At 73.5% G+C, this 18,022-nt stretch carries 18 protein-coding genes and 1 pseudogene; 8 read left to right on the forward strand and 11 right to left on the reverse strand.

Annotation, left to right across the window (positions count from 1 at the left end; all coding sequences use genetic code 11):
- Positions 1–818: IclR family transcriptional regulator C-terminal domain-containing protein (locus tag J1M40_RS10395; RefSeq protein ID WP_342356902.1), on the forward strand; the 818-nt coding region annotated here is incomplete at its 5' end.
- 117 nt (positions 819–935) lie between these two features.
- On the forward strand, positions 936–1,457 hold the full coding sequence (locus J1M40_RS10400) for an HPP family protein (protein WP_070709037.1): 522 nt from the start codon (positions 936–938) through the stop codon (positions 1,455–1,457).
- 10 nt (positions 1,458–1,467) lie between these two features.
- Here the strand turns inward: J1M40_RS10400 and pcaC are convergent, their stop codons facing one another.
- The 9 genes and pseudogenes from pcaC to J1M40_RS10440 form a co-directional block, all read right to left on the reverse strand.
- Entirely contained in the window at positions 1,468–1,878 is a 411-nt protein-coding gene (gene pcaC, locus J1M40_RS12805) for a 4-carboxymuconolactone decarboxylase (RefSeq protein ID WP_230278112.1), read from the reverse strand.
- A gap of 51 nt (positions 1,879–1,929) precedes the next feature.
- Positions 1,930–2,709 (reverse strand): annotated as a pseudogene (locus J1M40_RS12810) (alpha/beta fold hydrolase); the annotation flags it as partial.
- A gap of 105 nt (positions 2,710–2,814) precedes the next feature.
- Positions 2,815–4,245, reverse strand: coding sequence for a lyase family protein (locus J1M40_RS10410; protein WP_102708668.1), 1,431 nt, complete (start codon positions 4,243–4,245; stop codon positions 2,815–2,817).
- Positions 4,245–4,892, reverse strand: coding sequence for a protocatechuate 3,4-dioxygenase subunit alpha (gene pcaG / locus J1M40_RS10415; RefSeq protein ID WP_070709255.1), 648 nt, complete (start codon positions 4,890–4,892; stop codon positions 4,245–4,247). The genes J1M40_RS10410 and pcaG overlap by 1 nt, the downstream gene beginning before the upstream one ends.
- Positions 4,892–5,707, reverse strand: coding sequence for a protocatechuate 3,4-dioxygenase subunit beta (gene pcaH, locus J1M40_RS10420; RefSeq protein ID WP_070709253.1), 816 nt, complete (start codon positions 5,705–5,707; stop codon positions 4,892–4,894). The genes pcaG and pcaH overlap by 1 nt, the downstream gene beginning before the upstream one ends.
- A 39-nt stretch (positions 5,708–5,746) precedes the next feature.
- Complete coding sequence (locus J1M40_RS10425) at positions 5,747–6,955, reverse strand: 4-hydroxybenzoate 3-monooxygenase (protein WP_070709251.1); 1,209 nt, start codon at positions 6,953–6,955, stop codon at positions 5,747–5,749.
- 131 nt (positions 6,956–7,086) lie between these two features.
- On the reverse strand, positions 7,087–7,875 hold the full coding sequence (locus J1M40_RS10430; protein WP_036339040.1) for an IclR family transcriptional regulator: 789 nt from the start codon (positions 7,873–7,875) through the stop codon (positions 7,087–7,089).
- Positions 7,876–7,897: 22 nt separating this feature from the next.
- Entirely contained in the window at positions 7,898–9,028 is a 1,131-nt protein-coding gene (locus tag J1M40_RS10435; RefSeq protein WP_180971872.1) for a histidinol-phosphate transaminase, read from the reverse strand.
- A 71-nt stretch (positions 9,029–9,099) separates the two neighbouring features.
- Positions 9,100–9,828: an IclR family transcriptional regulator gene (locus J1M40_RS10440; RefSeq protein ID WP_102708667.1), complete on the reverse strand. Its 729-nt coding sequence runs from the start codon at positions 9,826–9,828 to the stop codon at positions 9,100–9,102.
- Positions 9,829–10,025: 197 nt separating this feature from the next.
- On the opposite strand from J1M40_RS10440, the gene J1M40_RS10445 reads away from it, so the two are divergent.
- A complete protein-coding gene (locus J1M40_RS10445) occupies positions 10,026–11,939 on the forward strand; it encodes an FAD-binding monooxygenase (protein ID WP_102708666.1) in 1,914 nt (637 codons plus the stop codon).
- Positions 11,940–11,973: 34 nt separating this feature from the next.
- On the opposite strand, the gene J1M40_RS10450 is transcribed toward J1M40_RS10445, so the two are convergent.
- Positions 11,974–13,473: a hypothetical protein gene (locus J1M40_RS10450; protein ID WP_338401433.1), complete on the reverse strand. Its 1,500-nt coding sequence runs from the start codon at positions 13,471–13,473 to the stop codon at positions 11,974–11,976.
- Between the two features lie 29 nt (positions 13,474–13,502).
- The gene (locus tag J1M40_RS10455) at positions 13,503–13,940 is read right to left on the reverse strand and encodes a hypothetical protein (RefSeq protein WP_170720771.1); all 438 of its coding nucleotides are present in this window, start codon (positions 13,938–13,940) and stop codon (positions 13,503–13,505) included.
- Between the two features lie 259 nt (positions 13,941–14,199).
- Between J1M40_RS10455 and paaA the strand changes: the two genes are divergently transcribed.
- The 5 genes from paaA to paaE are packed head-to-tail and all read left to right on the forward strand — an operon-like array spanning position 14,200 to position 18,018.
- Positions 14,200–15,207 (forward strand): 1,2-phenylacetyl-CoA epoxidase subunit PaaA, encoded by a 1,008-nt coding sequence (paaA, locus tag J1M40_RS10460; RefSeq protein WP_170720769.1) that lies wholly within the window; start codon positions 14,200–14,202, stop codon positions 15,205–15,207.
- 3 nt (positions 15,208–15,210) lie between these two features.
- The gene (gene paaB / locus J1M40_RS10465; protein WP_020624884.1) at positions 15,211–15,513 is read left to right on the forward strand and encodes a 1,2-phenylacetyl-CoA epoxidase subunit PaaB; all 303 of its coding nucleotides are present in this window, start codon (positions 15,211–15,213) and stop codon (positions 15,511–15,513) included.
- Positions 15,510–16,343: a 1,2-phenylacetyl-CoA epoxidase subunit PaaC gene (gene paaC / locus J1M40_RS10470; RefSeq protein ID WP_036316649.1), complete on the forward strand. Its 834-nt coding sequence runs from the start codon at positions 15,510–15,512 to the stop codon at positions 16,341–16,343. Before paaB ends, paaC begins: the two co-directional genes overlap by 4 nt.
- Positions 16,340–16,849, forward strand: a complete 510-nt coding sequence (paaD, locus tag J1M40_RS10475) for a 1,2-phenylacetyl-CoA epoxidase subunit PaaD (RefSeq protein WP_338401432.1) — start codon at positions 16,340–16,342, stop codon at positions 16,847–16,849. Before paaC ends, paaD begins: the two co-directional genes overlap by 4 nt.
- Positions 16,849–18,018 carry a 1,2-phenylacetyl-CoA epoxidase subunit PaaE gene (gene paaE, locus J1M40_RS10480; RefSeq protein WP_170720766.1) on the forward strand — a complete coding sequence of 390 codons (1,170 nt, stop codon included), beginning with the start codon at positions 16,849–16,851 and terminating at the stop codon, positions 18,016–18,018. Before paaD ends, paaE begins: the two co-directional genes overlap by 1 nt.
- The last annotated feature ends 4 nt before the right edge of the window (positions 18,019–18,022 follow it).

The raw sequence follows: 18,022 nt of genomic DNA on the forward strand, positions 1-18,022 counted from the left end.
GCACGGCCAGTCCGGTGGCCAGGGCGCGCCCGGAGGCCCCCGTGCGCGCCCTGGCCACCGGACTGGCCGTGCTGCGGTCCTTCACCCCGGGCCGTCCGGCGCTGACCGTCTCCTCCGCCGCAGAAGCCGCCAGCATCACGCGCGCCACGGCGCGCCGTGTCCTGCACACGCTCGTCCACGAGGGCTTCGCGGTGCAGGAGGGCCGCGAGTTCCGACTCACTCCGCGGGTGCTCGAGCTCGGCCACGGCTACTGGACGGGCACATCGCTGGCGGAGCTGCTGCGGCCGGTGCTGGCCCGGGCTTCCCAGGCCCTCGAGCAGTCCTGCTCCGCCGCGGTGCTGGACGGGGCCTTCCTGCTCTACATCGCCCGCGTGCACACCGAGCGGATCATCCGGGTGAACCTCGACGTCGGCACGCGGCTGCCGGCGTTCCTCACCTCCATGGGCCGGGTCCTGCTCGCCGACCTGCCGCCGGCCGCCGCGCGTCGTCTGCTCCAGGGCACCCCGCGGACCCCGCGGACGCCGGAGACCGTGACGGACGTGTCCGCGCTGCTCGCCGAGCTGGCGCGGGTGCGGGAACAGGACCACGCCGTGGTCACGGCCGAGCTGGACCCCCATCTCAGCTCCGTGGCCGTGCCGGTGCGCGGGCCGGACGGCGCCGTGGTGGCCGCGATCAACACGGCCCTGCCCCACCGCTCCCCCGGTGCGGCCGGACCGAGCGCGGCCGAGCAGACGCGGGCCGCCGTCGACGCCGCCCTGCCGGTGCTGCGCGAGGCCGCGCGGGACGCCGAGGACGCCCTCGTGGCGCTGCGCCGCTGATCGGCCGTCACAGACCCGGCCTCTCCGCCCCCGGGCGCCCCCGGACCCCGCCCGCGGCCTACCCTGGAGGAGCCCGACCCGGGCCGCGACCGAGTCACGAGGAGATGAGACGAGCGCATGACCCGCCTGCCCGGTCTGCGTCCCCCGCGGTTCCTGGACCCGTGGCGTCGCCCGCTGGCCCCCCGTCTGCCCTGGCACGTGGTCCTCGCGGCCTCGATCGCGGGGGCACTGACCATCGCCACCCTCAGCCTCGGCGAGGACCTGGCCTCCGTGCCGCTGCTGGTGGGCGCCTTCGGCTCGTCCTGCGTGCTCGTGTTCCTCGTGCCGCACGGCCCGCACTCCCACCCCGCCAACGTGCTCGTGGGGCACGTGGTCTCGGCCGCATGCGGGATCGCCGTGATCTCCGTGCTGCCTCTGGCCTGGTACTCGCTCGCGGCCGGCATGGGCCTGGCCATGGCCGTCATGGCCGGGCTCCGTGTCATCCACGCCCCCGCGGGCGCCACCGCTCTGACGGTCATGCTGAGCAACGCGGACTGGCACTACCTGGTCACCCCGGTGCTCGCCGGGGCGCTGGTCCTCACCGCGTGCGCGCTGCTGTACCGCCGCCTGATGTGGCGGGTGATCGGGCCGGCGGAGTGAGCCTCCAGGCTCAGAGCGGCCGGCCGGCCGCCAGGTCCTCGTCCACCTCCGCGAACACCCGCTGGGCCAGTGCGAAGGCGATGTTCGCGGCCGGGACCGAGGCGTAGATCGCGGTCTGCAGCAGGATCTCCCGGATCTCCTCCCGGCTCAGCCCGTTGCGCAGGGCGGCACGCAGGTGCATGGCGCACTCGTCCCAGTACCCGCCCGAGACCATCGCCGTGATGGTCACCGCCGAGCGCATCCGCCGGTCCAGGCCGGGCCGCGTCCAGATGGTGCCCCAGGCGTACCGGGAGATGAGGTTCTGGAAGTCCTCCGTGGTCTCGTCCTTCTTCGCCTCCGCGCGGTCCACGTGGGCGTCCCCGAGCACCTCCCGGCGCACGGCCATGCCGGCGTCGAGGACCTCCTGCGCCGTGCGGTCCATCTGGTGCCCGATCGGGGCCTGGCCGCCGCTCACCGCACCCGCCAGGAACGCGCGCAGGGCCTCGGCCGTGGCCTCCGGCTGCTCGAGGGGGGCCTGGTGCGCGGCGTCGTCGAACGTGACCACCGTGGTGCCGTGGACCGCCGCGGCGATCTCCTCGCCGGCCGCCGGCGGCGTGACCGTGTCGTGGGCGCCGTGCACGGTGAGCACGGGGACGGTGATCGTGGCGAGGCGTTCGCGCACGTCGAAGTCGCCGAGCGCCTCGCACAGCCGGGCGTAGGAGTGCCGGTCGGCCTCCTGCAGCGTGTGCAGCAGGGCCGTGGCGCGCTCCGGATGGCGCTCGATGAACCCCGGGGCGAACCAGCGCTCGGCCGAACCGGCCACCATGGTCGGCGTGCCGGCCCGCTCGACCAGCTCGGCACGCTCCCGCCAGGCCTGCGGCTCGCCGATCCTGGCGGCCGAGCAGATGACGGCCACCCCGGCGATCTCGTCGGCGTGGTCGAGGGCCAGCTGCAGCGCCACACAGCCGTTGAGCGAGACACCGGCGAAGAACACCGGCACCTCCGCCGGGATCGAGCCCTCATCCCGCAGGCGGGCCACGGCGGCGACGACGGCGTCCGCCAGCTCGGCGATCGTGCACGGCTCGGCCTGGGGGGCGGAGGCGCCGTGGCCGGGCAGGTCGTAGCCGACGACGAAGGTGTCCTCGCCCATGCGCTCTGCGGCGAGGGACCACAGCGCGTGCGCGCCGGTGCCGAGGCCGGCGCCCACCACGAGGACACGGGCGGGCGACAGCGCGGCATGCAGGAGGGTGGTGGTGACGGTGGGCTGGCCCATGCGACATCCTTCCGGTCGGGGTCGGGCTCCCCGCGGCGGGCGGGGCTCTGCTGATCGATCCTGGCAGGGCGGTCCGCCCGACGCAGGGGGGTGACGTCTCGCGGCTCAGTCAGCCGCGAGGTCGGTATGGGCGGCCACAATGCGGTCCACCAGCGCGGCCGCCTCGCCGGTGTAGCCGGCCGGATCGCACAGCTCCGCGAGGCGGTCGTCTCCGACGGACGCGGGCACGGCGGCGCGCAACAGCGCACCGAACTCACCGCGGCCGGCCAGGGCGTCGTCGACGACGGCGTGGATCGCGTCCCGGCCCGCGCCGGGCCGCCCCGCGGCCGCGTCGATCATGGGGGCGAGCTCGGCCACGAGCCGCTCGGAGACCAGCGCCGGTCCCGTGCGGCCGAGGTTCTGCCGCATCCGGTCCTCGTCCACGCGCAGACCCGCGGTGAGCTCACGGGTGAGCGCGGCGGCCCCGCCGGCCAGCCGGAGCAGCTGCCGCAGCGCGGGCCACTCCGCGTGCCACGCGCCGGACGGGCGGTCGTCATCGGCGGCGCCGGCGGCCGTGTGGACCTGCGCGAGCACGCCGGGCGCGGACAGGGCCGCCGAGCGGACCAGCACGGACAGCACCGGGTTCTGCTTGTGCGGCATCGCCGAGGAGCCACCCCGCCCGGGGGCCGTGGGCTCGCCCAGCTCGCCGATCTCGATGCGCGCCGCGATCAGCACGTCGTTGGCGATCCGGCCACACGCGGCGACGACGTCCGCGAGCGCGGCGGCCACGCCCGTGACGGCCATCCGGTTGGTGTTCCACGGGGCGGGCGGAGCGCTCAGGCCCAGCTCCGCGGCCAGGTCCTCGACGAGGTCGAACGCGGTGACCTCGTCGGCGAGCCCACCGGCGCGGCGGGCTCGCTCGACGTGACCGGCGAGCGAGGCCAGCGTGCCGGCGGCCCCACCCCACTGGATCGGCAGGTCCGTCGTGGCGCGCTCGAGGCGCCGGGTGGCCTGCGCGAGCCCGTCGAGCCAGGTGGCGGCGCGCAGCCCGAAGGTCGAGGGCAGGGAGTGCTGCGTGAGCGAACGGGCGACCATGGGCGTCGTCCGGTGCGTCAGTGCGAGCCGGGACAGGGCGCCGGCGGCGGCCCGCAGGTCCGCCGTCAGGTCGCGCGCGGTGCGGGCCACCATCAGCATCAGGGCCGTGTCGACCACGTCCTGGCTGGTGGCCCCGAGATGCACGGTGGCGGCAGCGCCGGCCGGCAGTCGTGTGCGCAGCGCCCGCAGCGTGGGGATCAGCGGGTTGCCGCCGCCCTGCGCGGCGCGGGCGATCGCCGCCGGGTCGTACTCCGCCGGGTCGCAGGCGGCTCGCACCTGCTCGGCCTCGGCGGTGGAGGCGAGCCCGCGCCGGGCGAGGACGTCCACCCACGCCGCCTCGACCTCCAGCAGGTGGCCGAGGACGGCGCGGTCCGACGTCGTCTCCGCCACCGTGCCGGCCGCCCAGACGGGGCTGAGCAGGCCGATGTCGGCGGTGGGCCCCAGGGGGTCGACGGCCGCCATCAGCCGTGCCTCGGGTACTCGATGCCGGGGAACTGGAGGAAGACCGTCTCCTTGTCCGCGTGCTCGCCGCGGCCCTGGATCCAGATGTCGAACTTCAGGGAGCCGTCGTCGAGGCGCTCGGCCACGAGGGTGCGGCGCCGCTCCTCGGGCAGGGAGGCCAGCAGGGGGTCCCGCTCGAGGGCCTCGGCGTCCTCGGGCAGGTAGACGCGCGTGTGGAGCTTGTTCAGCAGGCCCCGGGCGAACAGCACGAGGTGGATGAAGCGCGCCGTGCCCTCGCCGGTCGCCCCGGGTTCGACGGTGGAGAACGTGTACGTGCCGGCGTTGTCCACGGTGGCCCGGCCCCAGCCGGTGAACGTGAAGCCGTCGCGCAGGAGGGAGCCCTCCTCCTGGGCGATGGCGCCCTCGGCATCCGGCTGCCAGATCTCCAGCATCGCGTCCGGGATGGGGTCACCGTTGCCGTCGTAGACCGTGCCGGTCAGGCGCAGCGCGTCCGCGCGGCCGGGCGGGACGAGGTTCTGGCCGTCGCGGAAGGGCAGGTGCACCTGCTCATAGCCGTCCGCGTACCCGAAGAACGGGCCGATGGTCTGGCCCGGCGTCGGGATGAGCGTGCCGTCCGGGGCGCGTTCGGTGTTCTCGTCGATCCGCATCAGTGATCGCCCTCCTCGTCTTCCATCCACGTGCGCTGGCTGCCGGTCAACACGATGTCCCACCAGTAGCCGGTGTTCCACTCGTGGCTGGTCACGGAGTGGTCGTAGGTGGCCACGAGGCGGTCGCGTGCCTTCTGGTCCGTGATGCCCTGGTAGATCGGGTCCAGCGGGAACAGCGGGTCGCCCGGGAAGTACATCTGGGTGATCATCCGTTGCGTGAAGTCGGTGCCGAAGAGGGAGAAGTGCACGTGGGCGGGGCGCCACGCGTTGTGGTGGTTCTTCCACGGGTAGGGCGCCGGCTTGATGGTGGTGAATTCATAGCGGCCCTCGGCGTCGGTGAGGGTGCGGCCCACGCCCGTGAAGTTGGGGTCCAGGGGGGCCGGGTGCTGGTCGCGCTTGTGCACGTAGCGGCCGGCCGCGTTGGCCTGCCAGATCTCCACGAGCTGGTGACGGACCGGCCGGCCGGCGCCGTCCAGCACGCGGCCGCGGATCTTGATGCGCTCGCCGATCGGCTCGCCGTTCTGGCCGACGGTCAGGTCCGCCTCGAGCGGGTGCACGTCGCGGTGGCCGAAGGCCGGGGACCACAGCTCCACGGTCTCGGGGTCGGCGTGCACGAGCGACTTGGTGGGGTGGCGGAACACAGACGAGCGATAGGGCGGGAAGTCGAGCCGCGGCTGGGTCTCGCCCTGGGCCTGGGCGTGGGCCACCGCGATCTCCTCACTGATCTGCCCCTGCGAATCGCGGGTGGCGGCTGGGTCGAGCACGTGGGCGCTGTCGAACGTGTCGTCGTCCTTGGCCTGGGCGGCGATGCTCACGTCGGCTCCTTTCTCTGCGGGGTCGGGGATCGGTCGGGCTCAGGCGGAGGGCCAGCCGGTGTACTGCTCGGCGAGGAACTGCCGTCCGTAACGGGACTGGACCACGTTGCGGAGCTCACCGCGCACGCGCATGTCCTCGAACTCCGAGGCGTCCGGGCGGGCGTGGAGCATGGTGGTCATCCAGTAGGAGAAGTTCTGGGCCTTCCACACGCGGGCCAGCGCCGTCTCCGAGTAGGCGTCGAGCAGGTCGCGCGAGCCCGTGGCGGCCCACGACTCGAGCGCCTCGGCCAGGACGCGCACGTCCGCGAAGGCGAGGTTCAGGCCCTTCGCGCCGGTGGGCGGGACGGTGTGTCCGGCGTCGCCGGCGAGGAAGACGTTGCGGTGACTCAGCGGTGTGCGCACATAGGAGCGGAACCCGAGCACCGTCTTGTCGATGATGGGGCCGGTCTTGAGGGTGAAGCCGTCCGGCCCGGCCACGATGCTCTGCAGCCGGTCCCAGATCCGGTCGTCGGACCAGTCCTCCACGCGGGTCGAGGGGTCGCACTGGAAGTACATGCGCTGCACGGTCTCCGAGCGCTGCGAGATCAGGCCGAAGCCATGCTCGGAGCGGGCGTAGATCAGCTCCGGCGAGGACTTGGGCGCCTCGGCGAGGATGCCGAACCAGGCGAAGGGGTACGCGTGGAAGTGGTCCTCGCCCTCGGTGTCGCGCTGGAGGGCCTTGCGCACGGTGGAACGCGAGCCGTCGGCGCCCACGAGGATGTCGCAACGCAGTTCCTCGACCGGCCCCTCCTCGCCACCGGCCACGGAGCGGAACCGGACGCCGGGGGTGTCCGAGTCGACGTCGAGCACCTCGAGCACCTCGGTTTCGAAGCGGACGTCGCCGCCGTCGCGCCGCCGCGCCGCGGCCAGGTCGACGAAGACCTCGTTCTGCGCGTACAGGGTGACCGTGGCACCCACGAGCTCCGGGAAGTCCAGGGCGTGCGACTCGCCGTCGAAGCGCAGGATGATGCCGCGGTGCTCGTCGCCCACCGTCCTCACCCGGCCGTCGACGCCCATGTCCGTCAGCATCTCCACGCTGGGCTGCTCGAGGATGCCCGCGCGGTGGGTGTGCGCGATGGTCTCGGGGTCACGGGACTCGAGGACGACGTTGTCGATCCCCTGCCGCGCGAGCAGGTGGGAGAGCATCAGGCCGGCGGGCCCGCCGCCGACGATGCCGACGCGGGTGCGGGTCACGGGGGGCTGGGTCATGGCGTCCTTTCCGGGGGACGTCACCGGGTCACCGGTCGGGCCGGGCGGGTCGGGCCGCGCTGCCGGGGCCGGCGGCGGAGGTCCCGACCATCCTGTGGCGCAGGACACGGCCCGCGCCCGGCCGTTCTCACTCAGTGAGAATGGCCGCCGAGTCCGCGGGCGATCCCCCGGGCGGCCGTCATCAGCAGGGGCGGCACCCCCGGGGTGTACGGCGCCTCGCGGGGGACGACGACCCCGAGCGCGGCCGCCGCCACGCCGTCGGCCCCGCGGACCGGCACGGCGACCCCCCGGGACTCCTCGTCCAACGCGCCGTCCACGGCCGCGTACCCCTCCCGCCGCACATCCGCCAGAAGCGCTCGCAGCCGCGGCTCGCTGGGCGTGGCCACCCGCGCCCGCACGCCCGCGGGCACCGCACGCCCCGACTCGAGGGGATGGTGATCCACGACGGCGCCGAGCCGGTCCCGGTGCCGGGCGATGAACCGCTCCGCCGTCTCGACCGGGGCGTGGGCGAGCAGCACGAGTCCCAGGGCGGTGGTGAACGGCGGCAGCCGACCCGCGACGTCCGCCTGGTTCACCACGGCCCCCTGGGAGGAGAGCCGGGCGAGCACGAGGACGCCGTCGTCGTCGAGGACCGCGAGCTGCGTGTGCTGCCGCAGGACCGACTGCACGTCCACGAGGAACGGCATGGCCGTCCGGGCCAGGGACATGCTCGGCGCGCTCCGGGAGGCCATCTCCCACAGCCGCAGGCCGGGCCGGACCACGCCGTCCTCGTCCTTCTGCAGCAGCTCGGCGCGCACCAGCCGGTCCACCCACCGATAGGCGGTGGCCAGGGGCAGCTCGGTGCGCCGGGCCAGGGCCGCCACGGTCAACACCGGACGCTCCGCGTCGAACGCGAAGCGGACCCGGATCAGCCGGTCCAACGTGCCGCTCGCGCCGGCCCGCTCACGTCAGGAAGTCGCGCGCGACCTCGAGGAAGCGGTCGTTGGCCTCCTTCTCGCCGATGCTCACGCGCACGCCCTCGCCCGCGAACGCCCGGACGGACAGGGCCTGGGCCTGGGCGGCCTCGGCGAACGCCTGCGTGCGCTCGCCGAGCGGCATCCACACGAAGTTGGCCTGCGAGGAGGGCAGGTCCCAACCGGCCTCGGCCAGGGCGGCGGCGACGCGCTCGCGCTCGTCGACGACGACCTGCACGCGCTCGAGGACCTCGTCCAGGTGCTCGAGCGAGGCGATCGCGGCCTCCTCCGCCACCGTGGACACCGCGAACGGGGTGGCCACGGTGCGCAGGGCCTTGGTGATCTCCGGCTGCGAGACCGAGTAGCCCACGCGCAGATTGGCGAGGCCGTGGGCCTTCGAGAAGGTGCGCAGCACGACGACGTTCGCGTGCTTGCGGTACATCTCCAGGCCCTTGACCGCGTCCTCGTCGCGGACGAACTCCACGTACGCCTCGTCGATGACCACGAGGATGTGCGCGGGCACGCGCGCCAGGAAGTCCTCGACCTCGGCGGTCGTGAGCACGGGGCCGGTCGGGTTGTTGGGGGTGCAGAGCAGGATCACGCGGGTCCGCTCCGTGATCGCCTCCAGCATGGCCGGCAGGTCGTGGCGGTGGTCCGCGGTGAGCGGCACCTGCACGTCCACGGCACCGGCGGTGCGGACCACGATCGGGTAGGCCTCGAAGGAGCGCCACGCGAAGATCACCTCGTCGCCCTCCCCCGCCTCGCCGTGGCCGGCGAAGGCGGTGATGACCTGGGCCAGGGCGCCGAGGGAGCCGGCACCCGTCACGACGTCGTCCGCCGGGACGTCCAGGTGCGCGGCCAGGGCCTGGCGCAGGCCGGTGGAGAGGGTGTCCGGGTAGCGGCAGAGGGTGCTGGGCGCGCCCTCCGGGCCGGTCACGACCTGACGCACCCGGTCGATCACGCCGGGCACGGGCGCGTAGGGGTTCTCGTTCGAGGAGAGCTTGTAGGGGTGCAGGCCCGGGACGGCGACCGGCGGCTTGCCGGCGGCGTACGGCGGCAGCATGCCGACCTTCTTGTGGGGCGCGACCACGGCGGGCGTCTGCTGTGCGTCATCAGTCATGGCCACCAGGGTAATGCGGGCCGCGGACGCTGTGATCCGCCGCACGGGCCCCGGACGCGGCGCCCCGGGGTTCAGGCTGCGCCGAAGGCGACGGCGACGGCCCGGGCCGCCTCACCGAGCCGGTCTCCGAGGCGCGCGGGGTCCTCCGGCCGCGTCGCGTAGACCACGGCGAGGGCGGCGGGCAGCTGGCCCGGGACCCGCAGCGGCACGGCGACCGAGGAGACGCCGGTGATGACCTCGTCGGAGCTGACGGCCCAGCCGCGCTCCCGCACGTCGTCGAGCTCGGGCCGCTCGGGCGGGGCCCCGCTGGGCAGCCGCGCCCACTCCTGTCCGGTCAGGGCGACGGCGATCGCCATCCCCGGCGCACCGACCCCGAGGGGGTGCCGGGTCCCCGGCCGCTGCGTGACGAGGTTGCCGCTGGGCGGCTCGGCCGTGGCCAGGGTGAGGCAGTGGGCCCCGTCCCACACCACCAGGAACGCGGTCATGCCCAGGTCGGTGGAGACGGCGGTCAGGTGCGGCATGGCCGCCGCGCGCAGATCCTGCTCCACCCGGCGGGCGAGGACGGCCAGGCCGGGGGCGGCGTGGACGCGGCCGAGGCCGTCGCGGCGCAGCAGGCCGTGGGCCTCGAAGGTGCGCAGCATGCGGTAGGCGACCGAGCGATGGACGCCCAGGCCGTCGGCGAGGTCGGCGATGGTGGGCGGCTCGGGCGCTTCCACGACGGTCTCGAGCAGGGTGAGCGCGCGGGAGAGCGTCTGGGAGGGTGCGCCCTCCCGGACCGGGCCGTCGTCGTGCTCCGCCATCCGTGCTCCTCGCCTCGCGTGCCGGACGTGACGCACCCGGGGCGCGGTCGGCCCGCGCGCCGGTTGTGAACCCGATCACGTCCGCGTACAGTCTGGCACACATGTGTTCCCAGGGAGAACACCGTGTTCTCTGAGAGAACACACCGTCGGGTGGCACGTGCCGCGCAGCGACATCCCCCCGCAGCGAAAGGACCCCCATGCTCTTCCACCACCACGGCTACGTCTCCACGAACCCGCGCGTCCAGGTGGCGGCCGGCATCGGCCTGGACCGCCCCGCCGAGCTGCCGGACGAGATGGACGTGCTGATCGTCGGCTCTGGCCCGGCCGGCATGATCGCCGCCGCCCAGCTCGCGATGTTCCCGGACGTCCACACCCGCATCATCGAGCGCCGCCCCCACCGCCTCGAGATCGGCCAGGCGGACGGCATCCAGGCCCGCTCCGTGGAGACCTTCCAGGCCTTCGGCTTCGCGAGCGAGATCATCGACGAGGCCTTCGACCTGACCTCCATGGCGTTCTGGAACCCGGCCGAGGACGACGCGGACACGATCGTGCGCACCTCGCTGGCCGAGGACGACCCGGAGGGCGTCTCCGAGTTCCCGCACCTGATCGTGAACCAGGCCCGCATCCTGGACTGGTTCGCCGAGTACATGAAGAACTCCCCCACCCGCGCGCGGCCGGACTACGGCTGGGCCTTCGAAACCCTCGAGGACACGAACGACGGCGAGCACCCCGTGCTCGTGACCCTGCGCCGCACCGTGGACGCCGAGGGCAACGCCCTCGAGGACCCCGCCTCGGGCCCGACCCGCCAGGTGCGCGCCAAGTACGTGGTGGGCGCGGACGGCGCGGGCTCTCGCGTCCGCAAGGCGATCGGCCACACCCTGACCGGCGACGCCGCGAACCACGCGTGGGGCGTCATGGACGCGCTGGCCGACACGGACTTCCCGGACATCCGCACCAAGTGCGCGATCCACTCGTCCAGCGGCTCGATCCTCCTGATCCCCCGCGAGGGCGGCCACCTGTTCCGCATGTACGTGGACCTCGGCGAGGTCCCGGCGGACGACGACCACAGGGTGCGCCAGACCCCGCTCGAGGAGATCATCCGCCGGGCCCAGCAGATCCTGCGCCCCTACACGCTGGACGTGAAGGAGGTCGCCTGGCATTCGGTGTACGAGGTGGGCCACCGCCTCACCTCGGGCTTCGACAACCGCGAGCGCGTGGCCCACCCCAACGTGTTCCTGCTCGGCGACGCCTGCCACACCCACTCCGCGAAGGCCGGCCAGGGCATGAACGTGTCCATGCAGGACGGCTGGAACCTCGGCTGGAAGCTCGGCCAGGTGCTCTCCGGGATGGCCCCGGTCGAGCTCGTGCCGACCTACTCGGAGGAGCGCAAGGAGATCGCCAAGAACCTGATCGACTTCGACAAGGAGTGGTCGACGCTCATGGCCAAGCCCACCTCCGAGCTGGGCGACCCGAACGAGGTGGCCGAGTTCTACACGAAGACCGCCGAGTTCCCGGCCGGCTTCATGACGGAGTACCGGCCCTCCCTCCTCACCACGGACGCCACCGGTCAGGCGCTGGCGCAGGGCTACCCCATCGGCAAGCGCTTCAAGTCGGCGCTGGTGGAGCGCTCGTGCGACACCAACGTCAAGCACCTGGGCCACCTGCACCGCGCGGACGGCCGTTGGCGCGTGTACGTGTTCGCCGACGCCGCCTCCCCGCGCGCCGAGGATTCGAAGGTCGCGGCGTGGGCGAAGGCGATCGTGGAGGACCCGCGGTCCTTCCGCAACCGCCACACCCCGTCGGACGGGCCGGAGGACGCCTGCTTCGACATCAAGGTCGTGTACCAGCAGAAGCAGACCGAGTTCGCCCACCCGGACGTGCCGTCGATCTTCCGGCCGACCACCGGCTCCCTCGGCCTGCACGACCTGAACAACATCTTCGCCACGTGCCGGCCCACGCACGGCGAGGACATCTTCGAGGCCCGCGGCATCAGCCGTGACGGCGCCGTCGTCGTGGTCCGCCCGGACCAGTACGTCTCCGGCGTCTTCGGCCTGGACGAGGTCGACCGCCTGAACGCGTTCTTCGCGGGCGTGCTGCTCGACGCGAACTGAGCGGGCGGCGGCGGGCGCCCCGCCGCCGGCGCGCTCACCGGGATCCCGGGGGCAGGTGGTCCCGCTCGGGCGGCGTGCGGCGCAGGCGCACCGCCCGGCTCGAGGCCACGGTGCCGGCGGTCAACCCGGCCAACGCGGCGGAGAGCCCGGCGACCTCCGCCCGGGACGCGGGCTCGGCGGCCTCGAACTGCCGGATCAGGTCCACCTGGGCGTCGAAGTCGTGGGCGGCGCCCAGGTCGTCCTCGACCGCCAGCGGAGAGGCGGTCCGGAAGCCACCCCCGGGCGCATCCCATCCGTGGCCGGCCGGGTGGAAGACCACCTCGGCCCGGCGCGACGAGACGGGGGTGGGCGCCCCGTCCGCGGCGACGGCCAGGTCCCCGTCCGAGGAGAACTCCAGCACCGCGGTCCGCCCGGTCTCCACCGCGTTGCCGGACGGAGCCCCGATCGTCATGACGCCGGCCACGGGATACACGGACGTGAAGTCCTCGCGCCCGGCCAGGTTGACGGCGTGCACCCCGCCCTGGGAGTAGCCGGCCAGGACGAGCGGGGCGCCGTGCGGGACGCCGGCCGCCTCGAGCGCCGCCCGCACCGCCGGGGCCGTGACCTCGGACCCGGAGCCGAGGGCGTCCAGCAGCCCGCCGGCGTCCCACGGGTCGGTCGACTCGGGATCCGGGATCAGGCCGCCGCGGGTGCCCGGCAGGCCCACCACCCAGGCGCGGCTCCCGTTCTCTCGCACCACCTCCGTGACCGTGAGGTCGCCATCCCCCTCCTCTCGCGGGATGAGCGAGGCCAGCCCCGTGGCCGAGCCGTCCAGCAGGGCGGGCGCCGTCGGCCGGTCCTGCGGCGCCCCGTGCGGGGTCACCGCGCCCCGGGGCGCCGCGCCGGCGAGGGTCAGGGCGTCCGCCGCCACGGTCCACGCCTCGTCCGGGGAGACCCGCAGCGCCTCGGTGAGGTCCGACGCGGCATCCGTCCCCTTCTTCGCCGCGGAGGAGACGGGCCGTTTCAGCACCCGCTTCTGCGCCCTCGTCAGCATCTTCACGTCGATCCGCGCCAGGGCCGCGAGCAGGGGGAACCCGGCGGCCGTGAGCAGGGCGGCCACGATGGCCTCGGGCACCGCCTGGGCGAGGTCCTGCACGAGCCGCTCCGCCTCGCGGGTGGTGAGGCCGTCATGGCCGTCCCGCCAGAGCAGCGCCGGCAGCTCTCCCAGGGAGGCGTCCTCGGCGGCCGTGATGCCGGCCGCCGCGCGCTCGGCCTCCTCGTAGCGGGCCGCCGCCGAGAGCAGGTCACGGTGCAGCTCGGCGCACTGCTCCGACAGGCTCCGCACCCGGCCGACCGCCTCCACCAGCCGGTCCTGCAGCAGGGCGGCGGAGGCGAGCCACGTGGCCGTCCGGCCCAGCCCGAAGGCGGCCGCGTCGACCTGCCACGAGGCTCCGGCCGCCTCGTCGGCGGCGTGCTCGTGCCGCCCGGCCACGACGCGCATCTCCTCGACCTCCGCGTAGATCGAGCCCGGTCCGCCGTGCGTGCTGAAGGCCACCGCCCCCGGGCCCGCACCTCGCCCGCCGGTCACGCCGCCACCGCCAGCGAGCGCAGGACGGCCAGCGCGGTCTCCTCGGCCGCGCGCTGACGGGCCTCCGCGTCCCGGCGTGCGTCCTCCGCCTCCCGCTCGGCGGTGGCCCGCAGGGCGAGCCACTCCCCGGCCTCCCGTTCGAGCTCCGCCGCCAGGGTCGCCGCCCGCCGCACGGCCTCCCCATAGGCGCCGGCGGCCTCCCCGCGCCATGCCGTGTGCATCGCCGAGCGCACGTCCGTGGCGGCGCTGACCAGCCCGCCCAGCGCCGTGCGCAGCTGCGTCTGGGCCACGGCGAGGTCGGCGAGGGCCTGCTCGGCGGTCTCCCGCTCGCGCCGGGCGGGGTCGGCCCACGCGGCCAGGCGGGCGGCGTCGTCGTCGAGTCCGGCGGCCCGCAGGGCCGTGGCGATCTGCTGAGGTCCGATGAGGGGTGACATGCGGCCACCGTAGGGAGGGCCCGGGTCCCGCGACCGCGGCAAGGGGCGATCCGGGGATGGGGGACGCCGTGGGGACGCCTGTGCAGGAGCGAACCGTCCCGCACCGTCCCGAGGGCCGCGTCGCACCCGGGTCGTGCCGGCTCCGGTGTGTTGACCGAGGTCACACCCTGGCCTATCCTGAACGAGCGGTCAGTAATTCGATGCGCCCCGGCGTGCCCTGACCACGGAACCAGCCCGCACTCAGCGTGAGGTGATCCCCATGACGCAGACCAGCTCCCCCCAGCACCTGGCCTCCGTCCCGTCCCCCGAGGATGCGGCCGGCCAGGAGAACTTCGATCGCCTGATCGCGGAGGACTCGCGCATCGAGCCCCGCGACTGGATGCCCGAGGCGTACCGCAAGTCCCTGACCCGCCAGGTCTCCCAGCACGCGCACTCCGAGATCATCGGCATGCAGCCGGAGGCCAACTGGATCACCCGCGCCCCCTCCCTGAAGCGCAAGGCGATCCTGATGGCCAAGGTCCAGGACGAGGCCGGCCACGGCCTGTACCTGTACTCCGCCGCCGAGACCCTCGGCACCCCGCGGGACGAGCTGAACGAGCAGCTGCTCTCCGGCCGCGCGAAGTACTCCTCGATCTTCAACTACCCGGCCCGCACCTGGGCGGACATGGGCGCGATCGGCTGGCTCGTCGACGGCGCCGCGATCTGCAACCAGGTGCCGCTGTGCCGCGCCTCCTACGGCCCGTACGGCCGCGCGATGGTGCGCATCTGCAAGGAGGAGTCGTTCCACCAGCGCCAGGGCTGGGAGATCCTCTACGAGCTCTCGCACGGCACCCCGGAGCAGAAGCAGATGGCCCAGGACGCCGTGGACCGCTTCTACGGCCCGGCCCTGCAGATGTTCGGCCCGCCGGACGAGGACTCCCCCAACTCCCGCCAGTCCATGGCCTGGAAGGTCAAGCGCTTCTCCAACGACGACCTGCGCCAGCGCTTCGTGGACATGATCGTCCCGCAGGCCGAGGCCCTCGGCCTCACCCTGCCGGACCCGGACCTGAAGTGGAACGAGGAGCGCGGCCACTACGACTTCGGCGAGCTGGACTGGGAGGAGTTCATGTCCGTGATCAAGGGCGACGGCCCCATGAACACCCAGCGCATGGCCCGCCGCATCCAGGCCCACGAGGAGGGCGCCTGGGTCCGCGAGGCCGCCGCCGCCTACGCCCGCCGCCAGGCCGAGCAGAACGCGCCGGCCGAGACCCACCTGATCGGAGCCTGACCCATGAGCGAGACCACCGCCGCCTCCCACGCCTGGCCCCTGTGGGAGGTCTTCGTCCGCGCCAACCGCGGCCTCTCCCACGTGCACGCCGGCTCGCTGCACGCCCCGGACGCCACCCTGGCGCTGCGCAACGCGCGTGACCTGTACACCCGCCGCAACGAGGGCACCTCCGTGTGGGTCGTCCCGGCCGAGGCCATCGCGGCCTCCGACCCGGACTCCAAGGGCGGCTTCTTCGAGTCCGCGCAGGGCAAGTCCTACCGTCACGCCACCTACTACCAGCAGTCCGAGGGGGTGCCGCACCTGTGAGCTTCGCGACCAACGACTCCGCCACGAGGCACTCCGCGGGCGTGGCCATCACCGCCGAGGAGATCGCGGCGGGCGAGCAGAAGGCGAGCGACGACGTCGCCCGCTACGCCCTCGCCCTCGGCGACGACGCCCTGATGCTCGGTCAGCGCCTGTCCTGGTGGATCTCGCGCGCCCCGGAGCTCGAGGAGGACATCGCCCTGGGCAACATCGCCCTGGACCTCGTGGGCCACGCCCGCTTCCTCCTCTCCTACGCCGGCACCGCGTGGGGCAAGACCGAGGACGAGCTCGCGTACTTCCGCGACGAGGAGGAGTTCCGCTCCGTCCGCCTCGTGGAGGCCGAGAACGGCGACTTCGCCAAGACCATCGCCCGCCAGCTGTACTACTCCTTCTACTCGTACGAGCTGTACACCCGCCTGCGCGAGTCCACGGACCCCACGCTCGCCGCCATCGCGGACAAGGCCCTCAAGGAGGTCCTGTACCACCAGGACCACGCCGCCCTGTGGCTGCAGCGCCTGGGCCTGGGCACCGAGGAGTCGAAGCGCCGCATGCAGCGCGGCCTGGACGAGCTGTGGCCCTACGTGGCCGAGCTCTTCCACGACGACGACGTCGTCCGCGCCCTCGCCGAGCAGGGCGTCGCCGTGCTGCCGTCCTCGCTGGAGGAGCCCACGATGACCCGCATCCGCGCGGCCATCGAGGAGGCCGGCCTGACCGTGCCGACGACGGGCACCGCCCGCGGCGGCGACCGTTCCGGCGCCATGAGCGAGTACCGCGGGTACATCCTCGCGGAGATGCAGTCCCTGGCGCGCCGTCACCCGGGAGCGACCTGGTGACCACCGCCAGCGAGCTGCGCCCCGCCGATCCCGCCGACGCGCGGGTCTGGGATGCGGCCTCCACCGTGCACGACCCGGAGATCCCCGTGCTGTCCATCGCGGACCTCGGGATTCTCCGGGAGGCACGGGTCGAGGGCGAGAGGGCCGTCGTCGTCATCACGCCCACCTATTCCGGCTGCCCCGCCATGGACACCATCACCACGGACGTCACCCGCGCGCTGGAGCGCGCCGGATTCCCCGACGCCGAGGTGCGCCTGGTGCTCCAGCCGGCGTGGACCACGGACTGGATGACGGAGGAGGGCAAGGCCAAGCTCAACGAGTACGGCATCGCCCCGCCCGTCGCGCGCGCCACGGACGGCCCGATCAGGATCGGCATGGCCGTGAAGTGCCCGCGCTGCCACTCCCTGAACACCCGCGAGATCACCCGCTTCGGCTCCACCTCCTGCAAGGCCCTCTACACCTGCCGGGAGTGCCTCGAGCCCTTCGACTACTTCAAGGTGCACTGATGACCGAGACCACCGACGCCCCCACCACAGGCAAGCGCCGCGCCACGTTCAACACCCTCGAGGTGTCCGAGCTGCGCCGCCTGACCGACGACTCCGTGGAGGTCACCTTCGCGGTGCCCGAGGAGCTCGCCGACGACTACGACTACGTGCCGGGTCAGTACGTGGCCCTGCGCAAGGAGCTCGACGGCGCCGAGGTGCGCCGCTCCTACTCGATCTGCGCCGTCCCGAAGCGCGGCGAGATCCGCGTGGCCGTGAAGAAGGACATCGGCGGCAAGTTCTCCACATGGGCCAACGAGAGCCTCGAGGTCGGCGAGAAGATCGACGTGATGAACCCGCAGGGTGCGTTCACGTCCCGCACGCACGTCACCTCCCTCAACGACGCCCAGAAGGTGGCCGCGGAGAAGGTCGCGGAGAACAAGGACACGCACCTGGTCGCGTTCGCGGCCGGCTCGGGCATCACCCCGATCATGGCGATCGCCAAGGCCGTGCTCGCGGCCTCCGAGTCCTCGCGCTTCGACCTGGTCTACGCGAACCGCTCCGCCATGGACGTGATGTTCGCCGAGGAGATCGGCGACCTCAAGGACAAGTACCCGGCCCGGTTCACGGTGCACCACGTGCTCTCCCGCGAGCAGCGCGTGTCCCCGCTGCTCTCCGGTCGCATCGACGAGGACAAGCTCACCACCCTCCTGGACCGCGTGATCGACGTGCAGGGCACCGACGAGTGGTTCCTCTGCGGCCCGTTCGAGCTCGTGCAGCTCACCCGTGAGACGCTCGCCGCCCGCGGTGTGTCAGAGGACGACGTGCGCTTCGAGCTGTTCACCACCGGCCGCCCGGAGAACCCGCAGGGCCACTCCGGCCGTGTGGTGGAGGTGGACCCGAAGGGCGACAACGTGACCATCGAGTTCAACCTCGACGGCCTCACCGCCAAGGTCGAGTCCCCCAAGTCCGCCCACGAGACCGTCCTCAACGCGGCGCTGCGCGTCCGCTCCGACGTGCCCTTCGCGTGCGCCGGCGGCGTGTGCGGCACCTGCCGCGCCAAGGTCGTCGACGGCGCCTACGAGATGGACGAGAACTACGCGCTCGAGAAGGACGAGGTGGAGAAGGGCTACGTGCTCACGTGCCAGACCCGCCCGACCTCCGACTCGATCACGCTGGACTTCGACGCCTGAGCGC

This window comes from Micrococcus sp. KRD026, from assembly GCF_017168445.1.
Classification (GTDB): domain Bacteria; phylum Actinomycetota; class Actinomycetes; order Actinomycetales; family Micrococcaceae; genus Micrococcus; species Micrococcus luteus.